Source organism: Pseudomonadota bacterium, from assembly GCA_039024915.1.
GTDB lineage: Bacteria > Pseudomonadota > Alphaproteobacteria > Rhizobiales > MH13 > MH13.
The window spans coordinates 578700-599574 of the sequence record JBCCPK010000002.1; the positions used below are offsets into that span (position 1 = coordinate 578700).

At 59.8% G+C, this 20875-nt stretch carries 8 protein-coding genes (1 of these 8 running past the window's edge); 5 read left to right on the forward strand and 3 right to left on the reverse strand.

All coding sequences use genetic code 11. The features are described from left to right. The 3 genes from AAF739_05935 to AAF739_05945 all read right to left on the reverse strand — a co-directional run. Window positions 1-12274, reverse strand: the start of a protein-coding gene (locus AAF739_05935) for a hypothetical protein (GenBank protein MEM6382196.1). It extends 15962 nt beyond the left edge of the window; only the first 12274 of its 28236 coding nucleotides appear in the window; it begins with the start codon at window positions 12272-12274; its stop codon lies off the left edge, out of view. Window positions 12275-12463: 189 nt separating this feature from the next. Continuing rightward, window positions 12464-14443, reverse strand: coding sequence for a TolC family protein (locus AAF739_05940; GenBank protein MEM6382197.1), 1980 nt, complete (start codon window positions 14441-14443; stop codon window positions 12464-12466). Between the two features lie 315 nt (window positions 14444-14758). After that, a complete protein-coding gene (locus tag AAF739_05945) occupies window positions 14759-15259 on the reverse strand; it encodes a peptidase S1 (GenBank protein MEM6382198.1) in 501 nt (166 codons plus the stop codon). Between the two features lie 185 nt (window positions 15260-15444). On the opposite strand from AAF739_05945, the gene AAF739_05950 reads away from it, so the two are divergent. The 5 genes from AAF739_05950 (at window position 15445) to AAF739_05970 (ending at window position 20872) form a co-directional block, all read left to right on the forward strand. Beyond that, window positions 15445-16149 (forward strand): SDR family NAD(P)-dependent oxidoreductase, encoded by a 705-nt coding sequence (locus AAF739_05950; GenBank protein ID MEM6382199.1) that lies wholly within the window; start codon window positions 15445-15447, stop codon window positions 16147-16149. 288 nt (window positions 16150-16437) lie between these two features. Next, on the forward strand, window positions 16438-17460 hold the full coding sequence (locus AAF739_05955) for an amino acid ABC transporter substrate-binding protein (protein MEM6382200.1): 1023 nt from the start codon (window positions 16438-16440) through the stop codon (window positions 17458-17460). A 222-nt stretch (window positions 17461-17682) separates the two neighbouring features. Continuing rightward, window positions 17683-18903: an amino acid ABC transporter permease gene (locus tag AAF739_05960; GenBank protein MEM6382201.1), complete on the forward strand. Its 1221-nt coding sequence runs from the start codon at window positions 17683-17685 to the stop codon at window positions 18901-18903. A 14-nt stretch (window positions 18904-18917) separates the two neighbouring features. Further along, window positions 18918-20039 carry an amino acid ABC transporter permease gene (locus tag AAF739_05965; protein ID MEM6382202.1) on the forward strand — a complete coding sequence of 374 codons (1122 nt, stop codon included), beginning with the start codon at window positions 18918-18920 and terminating at the stop codon, window positions 20037-20039. 95 nt (window positions 20040-20134) lie between these two features. Next, window positions 20135-20872 (forward strand): amino acid ABC transporter ATP-binding protein, encoded by a 738-nt coding sequence (locus AAF739_05970; GenBank protein ID MEM6382203.1) that lies wholly within the window; start codon window positions 20135-20137, stop codon window positions 20870-20872. Window positions 20873-20875 lie beyond the last annotated feature (3 nt).

The following is a 20875-nucleotide window of genomic DNA, read 5'->3' on the forward strand; positions in this document are numbered from 1 at the left end:
CGCCCGTGCCGGTTCCGACGCCCAAGTCCACGGTCACTGCCGCAGTCGATGTCGCGTAACTTGCAACGTCGGTGCCAGCGCCGCCAACAAGTGTGTCACCGCCAGCGCCACCGATGAGCGTATCGTCGCCGCCTTCACCCGCAAGCCGGTTGTTGCCAGCATTGCCCGTCAGCGTGTCGTCTTCGCCGGAGCCTGAGAGGTTTTCGAACCCTGAAAGCGTATCGCCCTGCGCGTCGCCACCGGTCCCCGTCCCAGTGAGGAGGCTGACAGAAACACCGATGGTCGAGCCTGCATAGCTCGCCGTGTCGGTCCCGCCACCACCTTGCAGATCATCGGCACCGCCCGCTCCTACGATCAGATCGTCGCCACCACGACCCAAAATCTGATTGGCGTTGCCGTCACCGGTGAGCGTGTCGGCCTCGCCCGAAGCAATAATGTTTTCAATATCGGTATAGGTGTCGCCGGCTGCATCGCCTGCAGTGCCCGTTCCGGTGAGCAGATTGACGGTTACCGCGGCAAGTGCGCTTGAGAAGTCAACGGTGTCGATCCCGCCGCCGCCGTCGAGATCATCGGCGCCTGAGCCGCCAGACAAGGTATCGGTCCCCAGACCGCCGACCAAAACGTCATCGCCGGCCCGTCCTTCCAATGTATCGTTACCTTCGCCCCCAGTCAGCGTGTTGTTGAGGTTGGAGCCAAATAGGAAGTCGTTGAGGTCGGTTCCGGTCAGGTTCTCGATGCTGATCAGCGTATCGCCGCCAGCGTCTCCACCGGAGACGGTGTTGTTCAACAAATCGACGCTGACCGCCGCCAGAGAACCCTCGTAGCTTGCTGTGTCAATGCCATCGCCACCGTCCAGCGTATCTGCACCACCGCGTCCGGAGAGCACATCATCAAGTAAGCCACCAAGCAGTGTGTTTGCCGACGCGTTGCCCGTCAGAACATCATTTTGGTCACTGCCAGTGATGTTCTCAACGTCGAAGAAGGTGTCGCCAGTGGCATCACCACCGGTGGCCGTGTTGGCGGTGAAATTGATGTTCACGCCGACAAGGCTGCCTGCGTAATCAACGGTATCAACCCCGTCGCCACCTTGCATGACGTCGCCGTCGGCACCACCGCGCAGCGTGTCGTTGCCAAAGCCACCGATCAACGTATCGATACCAGCGCCGCCCGCGAGCACGTCGTTTTCCGCACCACCATTAAGCGTGTTAGCCCCGCCGTCACCAGTTAGTTGGTCAGCATTGGCTGACCCGGTCAGGTTCTCGATACTGACAAAAGTGTCCCCACTTGAGTCCCCGCCGCTGGTCGCGCCAGTTTGCAGATTGACCTGCACGCCACTACCAGACGAAGCGTACGTCGCAGTGTCAATGCCGTCGCCGCCGATCAGCTGATCGGCGCCACCGCGACCTTGAAGAACATCATTCAGGTCACCGCCTTCGAGAATGTTGCTTGCGACGTTACCGACGAGGACATCGTTAAAGGCTGAACCCCGAAGATTTTCGATCTCGCTGAGGACGTCGCCATCCGCGTGTCCCCCGGAAATCGCACCCGAGGTCAGGTTGACCGAGACGGCTGCATCGGACCCATCGTATGCGACAGTATCGATGCCACCTGCACCATCGAGGGTGTCGCCGCCGGCACCACCGGTCAGCGTATCGTCGCCGAGTCCACCTTGCAGCTGGTCGTTGCCGCCAGCACCGATGAGTTCGTCCGCACCACCGGCTCCTTGCAGAACATTGTCTTCCCCATCACCTGTCAGCGTGTCATTGAAGTTGGAGCCAATCAGGTTCTCGATCGTGGCCAGCGTATCGCCTTGAGCAACGTCGCCACTTCCCGTTCCGGTTCCGAGATTGACCGTTACCGCACCTCCTGCATCAGCATAGTTCGCTGTATCGACGCCATCGCCGCCAACCAAATCATCTGAGCCGATACCACCGGTTAGAAGGTCATTGCTCGCGCCGCCCAAAAGCCGGTCAGCGCCTTCGCCGCCCGCCAGCGTATCTGCGCCGGCATTGCCGAACAGCTCGTTGTCACCACTGTTGCCCGTGAGCGTGTCGCCCTGGGCGGAGCCGGCAACATTTTCAATGCTAACCAGAGTGTCGCCTTGGGCGTCGCCGCCTGAGCCCGTTCCAAGTTCAAGATTGACAACAACGGCGCCGGACGAGTCGACATAAGAAGCCATGTCCCCGACGGTCGTGTTCGCACCGCCATCAAGGCGATCGGCGCCAGCACCACCTTGCAAAATGTCGTCACCGGCTTCGCCGTAGATTTCATCGGCGCCACCCAGACCTCCGATCGTATCGTCGCCGTCACCACCGCGCAGATCATTGATTGCGCCGTCGCCCTCCAACTGATCGGCATTATCGGACCCGATCAGATTCTCGACACTGACCAAAGTATCGCCCTGGGCATCGCCGCCAAGCCCAGTTGCCCGGTCAAGGCTGACATCAACCCCGAGTGCAGAACGGTTATAGACAGCCGTGTCGGTTCCGGTACCGCCATCAAGGGCGTCAGCGCCAGCGCCACCTTCAAGAACGTCATCTTGACCACCACCCGACAACGCATTGTCGGCCCCATCACCGATGAGGTTATCGCTTTGGGACGAACCAAGCACATTTTCGATGCTGTTGAAGGTATCACCCTGCGCGTCGCCGCCGGTCCCGGTTCCTGTCGCGAGGTCAATGGTGACCCCAGTCGCGGACGCTTCATAGGAAGCGGTGTCCGTATCGGCACCACCACGCAGGTCATCGCCACCGGCACCACCTTCAAGAAGGTCGTCCCCTGCACCACCATCCAGAACATCGTTCGCGCCGCGCCCGCGCAGAACATCGGCGCCACCATCACCGGTCAGCGCGTTGATCTGGCTGTCGCCCAACAATGTGTCATCGTTAGCGGTACCGACAATGTTCTCAATAGCGGTCAGGGTGTCGCCATCCGCATCACCACCGCTTGTTGTTCCCGTATCGAGGTCAATCGTAATCGCAGCCGAGCCAGTGTAGATGGCCGTATCCGAGCCAGAACCACCATCAAGTTGATCCGCGCCAGCGCCGCCCGTCAGACTATCGTTACCCTGGTCGCCGATCAGCGTGTCGATGCCGCCCAGACCGACGAGGGTATCGGCGCCAATCAGACCTTGCAGCCTGTTATTTTGCCCATCGCCGGTGAGACTGTCGTTGAAGTCCGAGCCGGTCACGTTTTCAATGTCTACCAGAGCGTCGCCCTGTGCATGTCCACCCGACCCGGTTCCCGCACCCAGGTCGATGTCAACGCCCGCGTCGCTTTGCGCGTAGATGACGGTATCGGCGCCAATATCGCCGTCGAGGACGTCACCGCCCGAACCACCGGTGAGCGTGTCGTCGCCCTGGCCGCCTTCGAGGGTATCGTCACCTGCGTTGCCACTCAGCGTGTCGGATGCGTTGCCCCCTTGAAGGACATTGTCGAGCGCATTTCCGGTAATGGTATCGATGCTGCTGGTACCAATGACGTTCTCGATCGAAGAGTACGTGTCACCCTGAGCATCGCCACCAATACCGAAACCTGCCTGCAGGTCGGCTTGGACGCCACCTGTGGACGCCGAATAATCAACTGTGTCGGTCCCGATGTCGCCGGTTAGTGCATCCCCACCGGCACCACCGATCAGCGTATCATCGCCGGCACCACCATCAAGATCATCGCTCCCGCCGTCGCCTGACAGCGTGTCATTGCCGCCGCCACCGTCGAGATCGTTGTCATCGGCGTTGCCAGAGATATCATCGTCAAAGCCCGAGCCGGTCACATCCTCGATCGAGGTCAGCACGTCACCTTGGGCTTCACCCTGAAGCCCCGTACCAGCTGTCAGATCAATGATGACGCCAGCAGCCGAATTGGCATAAACCGCGCGGTCGGTGTTGTTGCCACCATTGAGCGCATCCGCACCACCGCCGCCCTCAAGAACATCGTTCCCATCATCGCCGATCAGCGTATCGGTGCCGCCAAGACCGGTGAGTGTGTCAGAACCGCCATTGCCGCGCAGAAGGTTGTTCGCGCTATCACCTTGGATTGTATCGGCGAACAGCGAACCTAGAACGTCTTCGATTCCCGTCAGTGTATCGCCCGCAGCATCCGACAGACTGCCGGTGCCCGCAGTAAGATCGACATTCACCCCGCCCAAGGAACCAGTGTAGCTGGCAGTGTCCGTTCCATCGCCACCAATCAGAGCGTCAGCTCCGACCCCGCCAGTCAGAATGTCATTGCCCTCAGCGCCATCAAGACGGTTCGCTGCAGCATTACCTGTCAGTATGTCGCCCTGGGCTCCACCGGTCAGGTTTTCTATGCTTGTGAGAACATCGCCCGCTGCGTCGCCACCGCTGATGACCCCTGTAAGCAGATTGATCGAAACGGCGGCAGACCCAGTGTAGGACGCCGTATCGATGCCGGTTCCGCCATCGAGCTGATCGCCACCAGCACCACCGATGAGCGTATCGTCATTGCCGTCTCCGAAAAGCAGGTCGATGCCGCCAAGACCACTGAGCACATCGTTGCCGAGACCGCCCTCAAACTGGTTGGCATTCGCATCGCCGGTCAGCTGATCAGCGAAGCCACTCCCACGGAAGATCTCGATGCTGGAGAACGTGTCGCCTGCCGCGTGTCCGCCGGTCGTAACACTGGTCGTCAGATTGATCGTGACGGCCGCATTGGACAGCGAGTAATCCGCCCTGTCGTTGCCGATCCCACCAATGAGGGCGTCGCCACCCGCAAGACCGGCGAGTGTGTCGTCGCCTTCGGCACCTGTCAGTTCATTGGCAAGCGCATCGCCGATAAGGGTATCGCCCAGCGCCGTGCCGACGATGTTCTCGATCTCAGATAGCTGGTCGCCGTCTGCCGAACCTCCTGTGCCGACGCCCGATGTGAGGTTCACGGTAACGGCTGCAAGGGAGTCGCTATAAAACGCCGTATCCGTTCCAGTTCCGCCAATGAGTATGTCAGCGTCGCGGCCACCGGTCAGTTCATCATTGCCGCCGCCGCCATCAAGGCGATTGCTTTCGGTATCGCCAACCAGAACATCGTCGAATCCACTACCTGTGACCTCTTCAATCGACGACAGAACATCGCCAGTTGCATGGCCACCGGCGAAGACGCCCGCGTCCATGTTGATGGTCACACCAGCATTCGAGCCGGTGTAGTCGACCCGGTCCGTCCCCAGACCACCTAGCAGCGTGTCGCCGCCTCCGCCGCCTTCCAACGTGTCATTGTTTTCGCCACCGCTCAGGATATCGGAACCTGCGCCGCCGCGCAGAACGTCGTTTCCGAGTGACCCGACCAGATCGTTGTCGGCCGTATCCCCGATAAGCGTATCGGCAAAGCTTGAACCAACAATCCGCTCGATTGAGACGAACGCGTCGCCATCGGCAGTGCCACCGACACCAGTTCCAGCCACCAGGTCGATGGTGATACCAGACGCCGAATCGGCATAGTCGGCGGTATCGAAATCGGACCCGCCATCAAGTGTATCAGCGCCCAAGCCACCGAAAAGCGTATCATCGCCTTCCTGACCCTGAAGCAGGTCGGCACCGTCCCTGCCAATGAGGGTGTCGGTGCCCAGGCCGCCGATCAGCGTGTTGGCGTCGTTCGAACCGGTCAACTGGTCGGCGTAGATCGATCCGATCGCGCCTTCGATGCTGGCCAGCAGGTCCCCTTGCGCGTGCCCGCCGGACGCACTTCCTGTCAGAAGATTGATGGTGACCGCTGCGTTTGAGCCCGAGTAGTCGACCGTGTCGAAATCGAGGCCACCGTCGATCGAGTCGCTGCCTGCGCCGCCGATCAGAAGGTCGTCGCCTGAGTTACCCTGAAGACTGTCGGTCCCGATATCGCCATCGAGAACGTCATTGCCGCCGCCGCCGGTGAGTACGTTGACTTGCGCATCACCAATCAGCGTGTCGTCCGCGCCTGAGCCGATCAGGTTCTCAACCGCTGTAAGCACATCACCAAGCGCATCTCCGCCAGCGGCCGTCTCATCACGCAGCGAAACGCTGACTGCACCAACGGAGTCGGCATAGCTGACTGTATCTGACCCAGCACCCCCGTCGAGCTGGTCCGCGCCACCGGCGCCCGAAAGGAAGTCGTTGCCGTCACCGCCAACGAAGGTGTTCACACCTGCCGTGCCGATCAAAGTGTCTGCAAAACCCGAACCGACGATAATCTCGAAATTGCTGTAACTGTCGCCTTCCGCGTGGCCACCCGATCCGGTGCCCGCCTGAAGGTTCACATTCACCCCGGCAGACGAATTAACATAGGAGAGCGTGTCGGTGCCCAATCCTCCATCAAGGGTGTCAGCGCCGGAGCCGCCCTCGATCGTATCGTCGCCAAGTCCCCCGAAAAGTTGATCGATCCCGCCAAGACCGGACAGAGTGTCGCCGCCGTCTCCACCTTCAATGCGGTTGCCCAGACCGCTGCCTGTGAGCGTGTCGGCAAAATCTCCCCCAGTGAGGTTTTCAATGCTGGAGAATGTGTCGCCGGTGGCTATGTCGCCGGCCGCAACAGACGTCGAAAGATCGATGCTTATACTGGCGTTGGCGTCGCTGTAGTCAGCGGTATCGCTGCCTGTCCCACCGACGAGGCTGTCCGCGCCTGCGCCGCCACGCAAAGTGTCGTTACCAGCATCGCCGACAAGCGCATCGGCGCCGGCACCGCCGATGAGGACATCATCGCCAACCGCTCCGCTGAGCGTGTTGTCAGCAGTATCACCTGTCAGGGTGTCCGCGAAACCGGTGCCGGTAACGTTCTCAATACCGGAAAACGTATCGCCATTAGCGTCGCCGCCGGTCGCGGTGTTTGTGACAAGGTTGACCGTCACCCCAGCCGTTGAGCCGGTGTAATTGATGGTGTCGATGCCAGCACCGCCAACAAGCGAATCCGCTCCCGCACCACCTGTGAGCGTATCATTGTCGAGGCCACCAATGAGTTCATCGTTCCCGCCGGCACCAAGGAGCGTATCCTGGCCCGCCCCGCCTTCAAGCGTGTTTGCCAAACCATCGCCAGTCAGCACATCGTTATTTGATGAGCCGATGACATTTTCTATGCCAGTCAGTCGATCGCCCTGAGCATCTCCATCCGAACCCAGGCCCGTCTGAAGATTGACGTTCACTGCAAGGGTCGAGGTGGAATAGTCGGCGACATCGATCCCGCCTTGGCCATCCAATTGGTCCGCCCCGCCACCGCCCAGCAAACGGTCGGCACCTGCGCCGCCTTCAAGCGTGTTCGATCCGCCATCTCCAAGCAAAACGTCATCGTTGGTGGAGCCGCGAACGCTCTCAATGGACGACAGCGTATCGCCGTCAGCTTCGCCGCCGGATGCTGTCTGGGCGGCCAGGTCGATAGTCACCGAGTCGCTTGACCCGGAGTAGTCGACCATGTCGCTTCCAGACCCACCACGCAGCGTATCGCCACCTGCACCACCTTGCAGAAGATCATCTCCATCCTGACCGGACAGCACGTCGTTGCCCTGCCCGCCGCGCAGGGTGTCGGCAGATCCGCCACCGCTCAGATCGTTGGCCTCGGCATCACCGGTAATGGTATCGGCAAGCGCCGACCCGACAACATTCTCGATACCGCTTAGTGTGTCGCCATCAGCCTCACCGCCGCTACCGATCCCGGCGACCAGGTCAACCGTGACGGCGGTAAACGAGTCGGCGTAAACGGCCGTATCCGTGCCGCTGCCGCCTTGCAGGGTATCAGCGCCTTCGCCACCAATGAGCGTATCGTTGAGCGCACCACCGTCGAGAACATTGGCCTGAGCATTTCCTCGCAGCGTATCGTCTAAAGACGATCCGGTTGCATTTTCAATGCTCTGGAGAACATCGCCCTGCGCATCCCCGCCAACGCCCGTACCGGCCTGCAGATCGATCGTGACCCCACCAGCTGACGCCGAGTAGTCAACGGCGTCCGTGCCAGCACCACCGTCCAGCTCGTCCGCGCCGCCTAGACCAACCAGAACATCGTTTCCGGCTGCTCCAACAAGAACGTTTGCGGAAACGGTTCCCCGCAAATCGTCGTTAAAACCTGATCCGAGCACCTGCTCGAAATCAACAATGGTGTCGCCTTGGGCATGTCCGCCCGTCGCAGATTGCGCGGTCAGATCGACGTTCACTCCGGCGTTGGACAAGCTGTAATCAAGCGTATCAGTACCCAACCCACCATCGAGCGTATCCGCACCCTCACCGCCGACGATCCGATCGTTCCCGCTGTCACCGGACAGAATGTCAGAGCCCTGACGGCCTTCAATGACATCATCTCCGGCAGCACCTGAGAGGATGTCATCAGCGTTGCTACCGCGCAGCGTGTCGCCGAGGGTCGAGCCTTCAACCTCTTCAATATTGAGAAGCTGGTCGCCCTGCGCATCACCGCCTTGTCCTATGCCAGACTGAAGGTCGACGACGACGCCTGTGTTGGAGTTTATGTAGGTAGCGACATCAAACCCGCCGCCGCCATCAATGAAGTCTTCGTTCGCGCCACCGTCGATAACGTCGTCGCCGGCACCGCCCCGCAAGGTGTCCTGCCCGGAGCCGCCTGCGAGTACATCGTTGCCGGCACCGCCCTGAAGGAGGTTGGCCTGGGATGAGCCGATCAAGGTATCGTTGAAAGCCGAGCCAACCAGGTTCTCGACGTCAGTAATGGTATCGCCGCTAGCATCGCCACCCGACGCGACGCCTTGTGCCAGATCGATGGTGACCGCACCGGCGGAGCTCGCATAGGTGGCGGTATCGACCCCGGTCTCGCCTGCAAGGACGTCGGCGCCCAAACCGCCTTCAAGCGTATCGTTGCCCGCACCGCCACGAAGCGTATCGGATGCGTCGCCACCCTCTAAGGTGTCGGCTCCGTTGCCACCATCGAACGTGTTTGCAAGGCCGTCACCGACAAGGGTGTCATCATAGATTGAGCCGACCACGCGTTCGACGTTGATCAGCGTGTCACCTTGCGCATCGCCACCTGAAGCGATTCCCGCATCAAGGTCGATATCCACCGCAGCGGTAGAGTTCGTGTAATCTGCAGTATCCGAACCTTGGCCACCATCGAGCGTGTCGCCGCCAGCACGACCCACCAGCACGTCGTCGCCCATTCCACCTTGCAAGGTGTTGGCGCCTGCATCGCCTGAAAGCGTGTCAGCCCGATCCGAACCGCGTAGGTTTTCGATGTCGATGAGTGCATCGCCTTCGGCATCGCCACCGACACCGAAACCGGAGAAAAGATCAACATTAACAGCAGCAAGCGAGCCTTCGTAGGACGCGGTGTCAGAACCTTGGCCGCCGATGAGCGTATCAGCGCCTTGGCGTCCCAACAGTGTGTCGTTGCCGTCTGCGCCCTCAAGGACCGAAGCAAGATCATCACCAGCAAGCGTATCGTCGAAGCCCGAGCCGACAAGGTTCTCGATACCGATCAGCGTATCGCCCTCAGCATCCCCTTGAGTATTGACACCGGTCGCCAGATCGACGTTCACCCCGCTCGCGGCACTCTGATACGTAACCGTGTCAATGCCGACGCCGCCGTCGAGCCGATCCGCGCCACCGCGGCCCTCAAGCGTGTCGTTACCAACATCACCAATCAGCACATTGCCCGCGTCGTCGCCTCGAAGGGTGTCGCTGCGTTGGCTGCCGACAACGTCTTCAACGTCGACGTAGGTATCTCCCTCAGCGTCTCCGCCGACGCCGGAAACAGCTTCAAGGTCGACGGTGACGGCACCAAAGGATGTGGAATAATCGGCAACGTCCTGACCCGCCCCGCCATCGAGGACGTCTGCACCACCCTGCCCAGCAAGCCGGTCATCACCACCACCGCCGCTCAGACGGTTATCCGCGCTATCGCCCGACAGATCGTCTGCGAACGCCGAACCCTGCAGGTTCTCGATATCAGAAAGGCTGTCACCGGTCGCATCGCCGCCCACAGCAGTGCCGGCGGACAGATCGATCTCAACGCCAGAACCAGAATTCTGATACGTCGCCGTATCGACCCCAAGGCCGCCAGCCAAGCTATCGGCCCCGGCACCGCCCTCGATAAGATCGGCACCCTCTCCACCATCAATCGTATCGTCGCCCGCGCCAGCGCGAATGGTGTCATCGCCTAAGCCACCGGCGAGATCATCGACACCCGAACCGCCAATGAGGGTATCGTTACCGCCATTACCCTCGAGAACGCCGCCAGCATCAGACAATTCCAGCGTATCATCGAACGCCGAGCCCGCCACACCTTCAATGCTGGTAAATGTATCGCCGTTGGCCGCGCCGCCCGAGCCAGTTCCGGTCCGGAGAGAAACCGCGACACCTCCAGCCGCATCGGCGTAAGATGCAAGGTCGACCCCTTCGCCGCCATCCAGGGCATCAGCCCCGAGGCCACCCTCAAGCCGATCGTCGCCGCCTCCGCCCTGCAACAGATCGGCGCCACCTCCACCGAACAGCGTATCATTGCCATCGGCACCGCTTAAGGTATTGCCCGATGCATCACCTCGCAGCGTGTCATCGAAAGCGGAACCGGCAAGGTTCTCAATGTTTGCGAAACTGTCGCCCTCTGCGTCACCGCCCTGGCCGGTTCCGGCAGCGAGATCAACGGAAATGGCGGTGTCGGATGTGCTGTAGTTAGCAACATCAATGCCAGCGCCGCCGTCCAACGTATCGGCACCGGCTCCCCCTTCGAGGGAGTTTGCACCTGCGTCACCGGTAAGCGTGTCATCGAACGCCGTCCCGACCAAACCTTCGACGCCCGTCAGCGTATCGCCGAACGCGTAGCCGCCCGCCGCAACACCGTTGAGCAAATCGACGTTAATGGAGGAGTGGGAGAACGAGTAATCGACGATATCAAATCCGGCTCCCGCGTCGATCTGGTCTAAGCCAGCACCCGCATAGATCAGATCATCACCGGCGCCGGCATTGATGACGTTTCCGGTCGGAACGTCCCAGAGGATTTGGATTGCCTGCTGGGTAAGCGGGTTGATCAGGAAGGCGGAGTCTTCGTCCGTGACCTCGCGCGTGCCAGTGTTGACGGTCGCGGTGACCGTCTCGATCCCATCTGGGGTCTCGGTGATGAAATCGATGGTGAATGAATTCTGTTGGAAGAGGCCCAGGAAACCCGGTTCCAGATCATCGGTCGGCAGCGTGTATTGCAGTTGCAGCTGGAATACGTTTTGACTGTCTTCCGTCTCCAGCTCCAGCACATAAGAGTCGTTCTCGCGCGTGCCATTGACGATCGAAAAGCCATCTGGAGTGGTCACGATAGCCGCTTGTGCGACAAAGCCGTCGGACGGCATGTCAACAACAATGTCGAGGACGCGTGTGAAGGTGCCCGCAGCAAAGAACTCCGGGTCCTCAGCGTAGATGACATCGGAGCCGGCCGTGCCATTCAAGGTCTCGACCCCCGCCTGCACGGCGTAGGCGGGATCTTCATCAGCCGGCGACGCAGCGCCCATGCCCCGCAGTTCTATACCCCCGCTTGGCAGGACGCTTACGCTAGGCCCGACCAGCGAAAGCAGCTCGATCGTTAGCTCAGCTTGCAGAACGTTTGAGTCATCAACGTCGACTTGCACATTCGCGTTATCATTCACTTGGGGCGTGCCCGGCTGGGTCAGCGGGGCTTCAGAAACAGCTTCCTGCGCCTCTTGAGCAGTTGAGGTGTTGGTATTTTCAGCGTTCGCGCGATCCTCAGCTGCACCTGCTTGTTGGATAGGCGTATTAGCGGCAGGGGCTGGCGGCTGCGGCGGAGCCTGATTGGTGTTCTGATTGTCCTGTTCCGCTTCGGCGACTTCTGAATCGATTGAAGTCACCTGAAAGGTCGGGCGTTCTTCCACCAGTCGAACATCTTCAATCAGGGCCATGAAGCCCTGGGGATCGAGGCTTTCCTCTGTAAAGTGGATGCGCGGCGGCTGGTTACCCACGACCTGCATCGCAAATCCTGGCAAGATGATCCGAGAGCCGTCGTCGAACAGGAGGATGACGTCGACATCGAGGATGACGATGTTGACGATATCCTTGCTGAAGGTGAACTGCACGTCGCTGGCGCGCGCAGTGTCAACGACGAGGACTTCACCCTCAAGGGGGCGATCAACCGTGATCTGGTCCAGCGACGCGCGCTGCTCGTCGTTCTCTTCCGGCTGCTCGCTCTCGGCCGCGTCTTCCGCGTGGTCGGTGGCAGCGGCAGGTTCCGAGGCTTCACCGTCGGCGGGTTGAGCGGCCGGAGTGTCGGCCTGAGCAAGCTCGAAGCTGTCACCAAACGCGGATTGCGCGGTCGCTTCTATTGGCTCGTCTTGATCAACCATTAACCGACATCCAAACTACACGGACAACGCAACGCAACTGAGACCACCTCCATTGGCACCGGCCGACGGACGGGATGAAAAACTGGTCAAATTCGGGCGCAAAAGCCCACAAAACAGGGAATCACACCCGGTTGAGCACGGCGTTAAACCGCGATCTTGCGACACGCCCCATTTTGGGACTCGTGTCTGCTAATAGGCGTGCAGGAGCGTTGCGGTCAGATCACCGGTGGCCCGCAAAACGGCATAGGCAGCGTCCAATTCCGAAAACTGGTTGCTGATCAACTGCTGCTCGGCAGTGAACAGAGCGGTCTGTGCGTCCAACAACTCGAAGATGGTCCGTTCACCAGCCTGGAACTGCTCGGTATACAGCGCCTGGACTTCACGGCTGGACGCCAGACCCTCGCGCAAATCGCCAAGTTTACGGCGCGCCGATGCGATCGCTCGATAGGCTTGCCGTATATCGGCTTCCACCTGATCGCGCCGTGCGGTGTACCGAGCACGCGTCTGCCGGATACGCGCCTCAACCTGCCGCTGTTCGCCCTCGGCGTCACCGGCATCGAACAGGGAGTAGCTGAACACCACCATTCCGCGCACGTCATTGTCCGACCGGCTGCCACCGGAGAAGTAGTTGCGCGAGTTTGCTTCAACTTCCAGATCGACCCGAGCGCTGCCATCGCCATTGACGACATCAAGCTCATGCTGCAGCGCGCGCAGATTGTAGGCTTGGGAGAGAAGGCTCGGATTGCGGCCAAGAGCGCGCTCGATTGCTTGATCCGCGTTAGGTGCTAAGCGCGAGATGATCGGATCGGGCGGAACCAGGCGACCGGGCTCTATCCGTGCGAGCCGCTGGAACTGATCCTGCGCTGCGTCGAGGTTTGCGGCCAGATCCGTGCGAGCGGAACGGACCTCACTCAAACGCGCTTCGACGCGATTGACATCGGCCATCGTCGAGTTGCCATCGGCCTCGTTCAGTCGAACGATCTGCAGAAGCCGCTCATGCTCGGCGATGTTTCGATCGATAAGTGCAAGCAGCTGGCGTTGACGTAGAATGTCCAGATACGCGCGGGACGTACGCAGGGAAATGTCTTCGGTAACGTCGATGGTGCGCAGACGGGCGGCATCTGATGCCGCGACTGTGGACAGGACCTCATCACGTGTTGCGTTGAAATCGTAGAGCATCTGACGAAGCCGGATCGAGCCATCCACGCGCATCGACGCTTCATCGTTGCGGGCGTCCACATCGGTCACGGTTGGGCTAATCCCGGCACTTGCTTCCTGGCCAGCAGCGAGGCGGATATCGACTTGCGGTCCGAGCCCTGAGCGTGCCCGCATGACCCCTGCGCGCGCCTCATCAACCTGCGCCAAGGCAAGCGTGACCTCGGGATGCATGGTTGCCGCCCGGCTGACAACTTCAGGCAGCGTCATCCTCGGGCCGGTTCCGATGCTTCCCTGCACCGAAACCTCACCCGAGAAACGAGGCGCGGTTTCCACCTGCAACGCTGGTGTCTCAAGAGCCGCAACTTCGGTTTCAGCTGAAGCAGTATCGGCGCCACCTCCGGCGATCTCAGCAGCGGCGGTCGCGCCACCCACTGAAGTAGCAGCGGGAGCCGAAAGGCTTGCGTCGACAATCGGGGGATCGAGGTCGATCGGCGAAGTCGACGCGCGCAAATCCAGTTCGTCGCTGTCGGCCATCGGCAAGACCGCGTCCGGCTGCGCGTTCAAGTCCAGCGGTTCGGCATCTGCCAGCGCGTCGAAGCGGCCGCGAACCTGTGCTGAAGGATCGCCGGGCACTTGCTCCGGCATCGCTTCGGTTGGTTCTTGTGGGGCGATGTCCACCGGCTCTTGGTCAGACGGGGTTTCAGGCAAGGACCGTAGCCTCAAGGCAGGCGACAGCGCCAACGCTTCGGCGTTTGCGCTGCGCTCGGCCTCGTTGGGCTCAGTGGTATTTGGCAAAGGCTGGGCGCCTTCTACCTGTTCATCCTCTGGCGTCTGCCCAGCCTCAACGGTCGACGTTCGAACGGCATTCGGGGCAGCCCCGACGGAGCCGGTGATCAGCCGATCATCATTGTAGCCCTGGACCGCATCAAGATCAGGCGCCTGCGCAGGGTGGGTACAACCAGGCTTGTGAGGGGGACATGATACGCCCAAACCGACCTGCGGACGTGACATGCACCCCGCAAGGGCGAGGGACAACCCGGCCACCAGCAGCAAGTGCTGGGAGCGGCGGAGATGAGCCGACCGAGTGTTGAGGGAACGATACACGGGTTACTGCAACCTTGGACGCAAGCGGCGATCAGACATCACCATCCGGCGCAGTAGACGCGATTAACCTTAATGTTCCCTAAAATGAGTGTGAACTGACGCTTACCTTGAGCCGTCTAAGCGTGTCCCATGGTGAGACACGCTTTCACGCTCAATCGGCGGCGGTGGGCGACAAAGCACAGACCCATCAGCCCTCGGTTTCCAGGCCGATAGCCGTATCGATCAATAGCGCTCAGAGATTTCCAGATTGGCTGGAATGCCCCGCGCCTGATTGTACGACCCAATCCAGATATCCCACTGTCCGCCCATTGCGTTGGGGAACTTCAGGAACGCGCCCAGATCCTGCCCGCCATCATCATCAAAGTGCCAATTCCCACGCGGGTCATTGATCAGCAGGACGGTGTCAGCATTGGACCGAATGACGAAGCTGAGCGCTGAACGACCCGATGAGTTGTATTGAATACGGAAGTCCGGCCGGCGCGCTGTCCAACCCCAGCCCGGCACACCGCAATTGCCAATGTTTTGCGTGCCGCCAGCGGTTACCTGCCGGTAGTAGGGATCGGGCAGGAAGCCTTCGTTCAGAGAAATGGTCCCGAAATGCGGACTACCATTGTATGTCGGGCACGCTGCTGCGGGTGCAGCGCCCCAAGGCGCCGAAACGGCCGCCACGACGGCGGTAAAGACAGCGCCTACCGCCAGGCTCAAGAGTGTGCGCATCGCCATGATCTCCCTTTATGGACTTTTATCGACGCAGCGGCGGTTGAAGCCGCATCCAAGCGCTGCACCGGGGTTGTCAAAAACCTCGTTTGGTCAATCTGTGCGCAACAGCACACAATGGCACTTTGCGGTCTTTTGAGCACTGAATGCCATCAGACGAAAGTTGGCTTTGCTGGCATGGGAGGCTGGGCATGGGTAAGGGCGTTGCGTTGATCATTGGAGCGAGCGGTGGCATCGGCTCGGCGGTCGCAGACCTTGTCGAGCGCGGCGGACGGTTTTCTGCGGTGATGCGGGCGTCGCGCAAACCGCGCAACGAAGCCGACTTGCAGGTTGACATTACTAACCAGCAAAGCGTGGCGGCACTTGCCGACACGGTTGCCAAACAGTCGGAACCCTTGCGCCTCGTGTTCGACGCGACCGGATATCTACACGGGGACAAGGGTGGGCCGGAACGCAGTTGGAGTGCAATGGAACCCGAGGCCCTTGCACACCAGTTTGCGATCAACGCCATCGGACCGGCGCTGCTGATGAAGCATCTGCTGCCGCTGCTATCAGACACTGAAAAAGCTGTGTTTGCGACCTTGTCAGCCAAGGTTGGCTCAATTTCCGACAACCGGCTTGGTGGTTGGTATGGATACCGTGCGGCGAAGGCGGCACTCAACCAGCTGGTGCGAACGGCTGCGATCGAACTGGCGCGCAAAAACCCTCACGCCATCTGCCTCGCGCTTCACCCCGGAACGGTCGAGACGCCGCTCTCGGCGCCGTTTGCAAAGTCGGGCGTCAGGTTGCAGACACCCGTCCAATCCGCTGCGGCTATGCTCGGTGTTATCGATGGAGCCTCCGTTGAGCTGACAGGACAGCTGGTCACGTATGACGGCCACATCGTCCCATTTTGAAACTGTAGCAATTTTATAAGCCGACGACAGGCTTGGTTGCTTAGCTGGCTCATGCTCAAATGCGCGGCAGCCCGCCCGCATTTTGTGCGCTGCACAGGTCTTGAGCACCCCAAATCGCTGTGTTACCGATCCGCCAACCTTCAGACTTTTGGCCTACCAAACGGCGTCAATCTGTAGGGAGTGCAAGCCTTGCAGGAGGGTGAATGGGCGACCAGGTGCGGGCCAAAACCCGTCCGGCCACCCATGATTGCAAGTATTTGCTCGCGTTTAACAGGGAAGGACTACTCAATGAAAAAACTTTCAGCAGCTATGCTGACAGCATCGGCAATGGCCGTCGCCTCGACCGCCATGCCGGCGCAAGCAGGTGAGCTGCTCGACACGATCATCGAGCGTGACGAGCTTATCTGCGGCGTGAACACTGGCCTTGCTGGCTTCGGCATTGCCGACAGCCAGGGCAACTGGACCGGGTTTGACGTCGAATACTGCCGTGCCGTCGCATCGGTGATCCTGGGCGACAGCTCGAAGGTCAGCTTTGTGCCATTGTCCTCAGTGCAGCGCTTCCCCGCTCTGCAAGCAGGTGAAGTCGACATTCTTTCGCGCAACACGACCTGGACACTGACCCGTGACGCTTCGCTCGGCTCAACGTTCGCCGGCGTTTGGTTCTACGATGGCCAGGGCTTCATGGTTCGCGCCGAAGACGGCATTGAAACGTTGGAAGATATGAACGGCGCGTCGGTTTGCGTCGAGTCCGGCACCACCACTGAGCTAAACCTTGCGGACGTCTTTGCCGCACGCGGCATCGAATACGAGCCCGTGCTTTTTGAAGCGTTGCAGGAAGTTCTGACCGCCTTCTTTGAAGGCCGTTGTGACGTCTACACCACGGACGCCTCGGCGTTGGCCGCTGTGCGTACCGCAAACGCTCCGAACCCGGACGATTACGCCATTTTGCCTGACCTTATCTCGAAAGAGCCGCTTGGCCCGATGCTGCGCCGTGGCGATGACGAGTTCTACGCAATCGCACGCTGGGTTCTGTTCGCCTTCCTCGAAGCTGAGGAGAAAGGTGTAACGATGGCCAATGTCGAAGACATGCGGGCCAATTCGTCTGACCCGACCGTGCAGCGTCTGCTCGGCGCATCTGGTGAGATGGGCTCTTTGCTCGGGGTCGACAATGATTGGGCATACAACATCATTGCCGAGTTCGGTAACTATGGCGAAATGTACGAGCGCAACATTACACCCCTCGGTCTGCCGCGCGGCCTGAACGCGCTGTGGACAGACGGCGGTATTCAATACGCTCCGCCGGTTCGCTAACCGCCACGCAATTGCGGGCCACAGTGTGAAAACACTGTGGCCCGTTTCTTGTATGACCCCAGTAAAGAACACCGCCTGCGCTGGCGAGAGCATAGTCGAGACATGGGCGCCATGGCGGAAAAGCCCGTTGGCGGCGTCACACACTAACGTGGTCTGGAGAGTAGACGCTTTGAAGAGGCCTTCCAGAACAAGCGGTACAACAAACAGTCAGAGAGCTGCCTTATGACAGATCATGCGCACACTGGGGTTGGCACTCCTGGGCCGTCGGGGCCATCTGGAAAAGCCCAGCCCAAATCGAGCCTGATCTACTCTGAGAAATTCCGCGCTGTCATCTACCAGGTCGTTCTGATTGTGACGGTCGTGGCCATTGGATATTACCTGTATTCAAATACGCTGGCGAACCTCGCGGCCAGAGGGATTCAATCCGGCTTCGGGTTCCTTGATGTGCGGGCTGGGTTCGACATCAATGACTCCCTGATCGAGTACTCCAACAACAGTACTTACGGTCAGGCCTTTTTAGTCGGTATCCTCAACACCATAAGGGTTGCCTTCTTCGGGATCATTCTGGCCACCGTCCTTGGCGTAATTATGGGGATCGCCAGACTGTCAACGAATTGGATGGTCAATAAGTTTGCGTCCATCTATGTCGAGGTCCTGCGCAACATCCCGTTGCTGCTGCACCTATTCTTCCTCTATGGCCTGCTGATTAACGTTCTACCGCGGCCACGCGACAGCTGGGTCTTGGGACCGAGTATCTTCTTCTCAAATCGCGGCCTTAAAGTCCCGGTAATGGCAGACCATCCCATCTGGATGTGGGTGTTCATCGCGATGCTGGCTGGCGCGGTCGCCGCCTACCTCTACGCACGCCGCGCAGACCGCATTCAAGCGGCGACGGGAAACCGGCCCCCAACATTTCTTCCCTCGCTTGGCCTCATCTTTGGCTTTGGCGTGCTGGTGTGGCTCGTCGGTGGTGCGCCCACCGAAGTCAACGCGCCAGAGCTGCGCGGCTTTAACTTTCAAGGCGGTGCGACGCTCCGTGCCGAGTTTCTGGCCCTGCTTCTAGGCCTCGTGATTTACACCAGTGCCTTCATCGCCGAAATCGTCCGCTCCGGCATCCAAGCAGTCAATTATGGCCAGACCGAAGCGGCGAAGGCCGTTGGTCTGAACCCGGGACAAAACCTGCGTCTGGTTATCCTTCCGCAGGCACTGCGGGTGATCATTCCGCCGATTACGAGCCAATATCTGAACCTGACCAAGAACTCGTCGCTTGCCATTGCAATCGGCTATCCTGAGCTAGTGGCGGTTGGGCAAACCGCACTGAATCAGTCGGGCCAGGCGATCGAAGTCGTCGGCATTTGGATGGCAGTCTATGTGACACTGTCCTTGCTCACGTCCGTGTTCATGAACTGGTACAATGGGCGCATCGCCCTCACGGAACGCTGAGGGAGGACGAGACGATGGCTGACGTTTCAAATACTGGCACAGACTTCACACCCACCGAGGCTCGTCCCGCGCCTTTGTCGGTGCGCCCCGGTCCGATAATCTGGTTGAAGGAAAATCTCTTCAACACATGGTACAACACCGTTTTGACCATCCTGCTGGCCTACGCGGCCTACAGCGTTATCCCAGGTATGGTTAGCTGGTTCATCACCGATGCCCAGTGGCAAGCGGGCCCAGCCGACATTTGCGATGACATTGCAGGCGCCTGCTGGGCGTTTGTTTACGAGAAATGGCGGTTCATTCTTTTCGGCACCTATCCGTTTGAGCAGCAATGGCGCCCCGGAGCGTCGGTGATCCTGTTCGTTGGTCTCGTCATTCTGAGTTGCTTCAAGCCAATGTGGAACAAAAGCCTGTTGGTCATTTGGCCAGTTGGCTTGGCGATCTGCTGGATACTGCTGGCTGGCGGCATCTTCGGCCTCGATCGTGTGCCCAACAATTTGTGGGGAGGCCTGCCAATCACGCTGATGCTCGCTGTACTCGGCTGCGGCATCGCGTTCCCAATTTCCGTTTTGCTAGCGCTTGGACGCCGCTCGAACATGCCGGTCGTCAAGGGTTTTTGCGTCGGCTACATTGAACTGATCCGCGGTGTTCCGTTGATTACCATCTTGTTCATGGCTTCGGTGATGTTCCCGCTGTTCATGCCCGAAGGCGTGACGATCGATAAGCTGTTACGCGCGCAGGTCGCTGTGATTATGTTCGCTGCCGCCTATCTCGCAGAGGTGGTACGCGGCGGTCTTCAGGCTATTCCAAAAGGCCAATATGAGGCGGCCGACGCAATGGGCCTGTCCTATTGGCAGGCGATGGTCTTCATCATCCTGCCGCAGGCACTGAAAATCACCATTCCGCCGCAGATGAATACCTTCATCGGCATGTTCAAGGACACGTCGCTGGTGCTGATTGTTGGCATATTCGATCTCATGTTCACCATGCGCGCGGCGATCAACGATCTCGAATGGCGTGCCTTTTACAAGGAAGGCATGATCTTCGTTGCGATCATCTACTTCGTGTTCTGCTATTCCATGTCAAAGTACAGCCAATGGCTGGAGAACGATCTGCACCGGGGCCATAAGCGCTCATGATCGCCCACCCCTTCATCGCTTCCCTTCGTTTCGTGTAACCCCAAGGACATCTGCATATGTCAGCTACCGCACCCGCAGAAACAGCCGCATCAACGATGGGCACCAGCGACGTCATCACCATGACGGGCGTCAACAAATGGTACGGTGATTTTCACGTACTCAAGGATGTCAATCTGGCCGTCAAATCAGGCGAGCGTATTGTTGTGTGCGGTCCGTCTGGTTCCGGCAAGTCGACGCTGATCAGGTGTATCAACCGTCTGGAGGAGCATCAGGAAGGCGCGATCAACGTCAACGGCATCGAGCTGACCGACAACATCAAGAACATCGACGCAGTGCGCGCCGATGTTGGCATGGTGTTCCAGCACTTCAACCTGTTCCCGCACCTGACGGTTCTCGACAACTGCACGTTGGCGCCGATCTGGGTGAAGAAGACGCCGAAAGCGGAAGCCGAAGAGATCGGCATGAAATACCTCAACCGCGTGCGCATCGGCGACCAGGCCCAGAAATATCCCGGCCAACTCTCGGGCGGTCAGCAGCAGCGCGTGGCGATCGCGCGTGCACTGTGCATGACGCCGAAAATCATGCTGTTCGACGAGCCGACGTCCGCGCTCGATCCGGAAATGGTCAAGGAGGTCCTCGATACGATGGTCGACCTCGCCAAGGAAGGCATGACCATGCTGTGCGTCACCCACGAGATGGGTTTTGCGAAGGCGGTTGCTGACCGCGTTATCTTCATGGACCAGGGCGAGATCGTTGAGCAGAACGAACCCAACGCGTTTTTCGACAATCCACAGAACCATCGCACGCAGGAATTCCTGAACCAGATCCTGTAACGG

Bases quoted from the DNA above. Each gene is read 5' to 3' on its own strand.
- AAF739_05950 (MEM6382199.1), top strand. From the start codon at position 15,445: ATGGGTAAGGGCGTTGCGTTGATCATTGGAGCGAGCGGTGGCATCGGC.
- AAF739_05960 (MEM6382201.1), top strand. From the start codon at position 17,683: ATGACAGATCATGCGCACACTGGGGTTGGCACTCCTGGGCCGTCGGGG.
- AAF739_05945 (MEM6382198.1), bottom strand. From the start codon at position 15,259: ATGGCGATGCGCACACTCTTGAGCCTGGCGGTAGGCGCTGTCTTTACC.
- AAF739_05970 (MEM6382203.1), top strand. From the start codon at position 20,135: ATGGGCACCAGCGACGTCATCACCATGACGGGCGTCAACAAATGGTAC.
- AAF739_05965 (MEM6382202.1), top strand. From the start codon at position 18,918: ATGGCTGACGTTTCAAATACTGGCACAGACTTCACACCCACCGAGGCT.
- AAF739_05955 (MEM6382200.1), top strand. From the start codon at position 16,438: ATGAAAAAACTTTCAGCAGCTATGCTGACAGCATCGGCAATGGCCGTC.
- AAF739_05940 (MEM6382197.1), bottom strand. From the start codon at position 14,443: ATGTCACGTCCGCAGGTCGGTTTGGGCGTATCATGTCCCCCTCACAAG.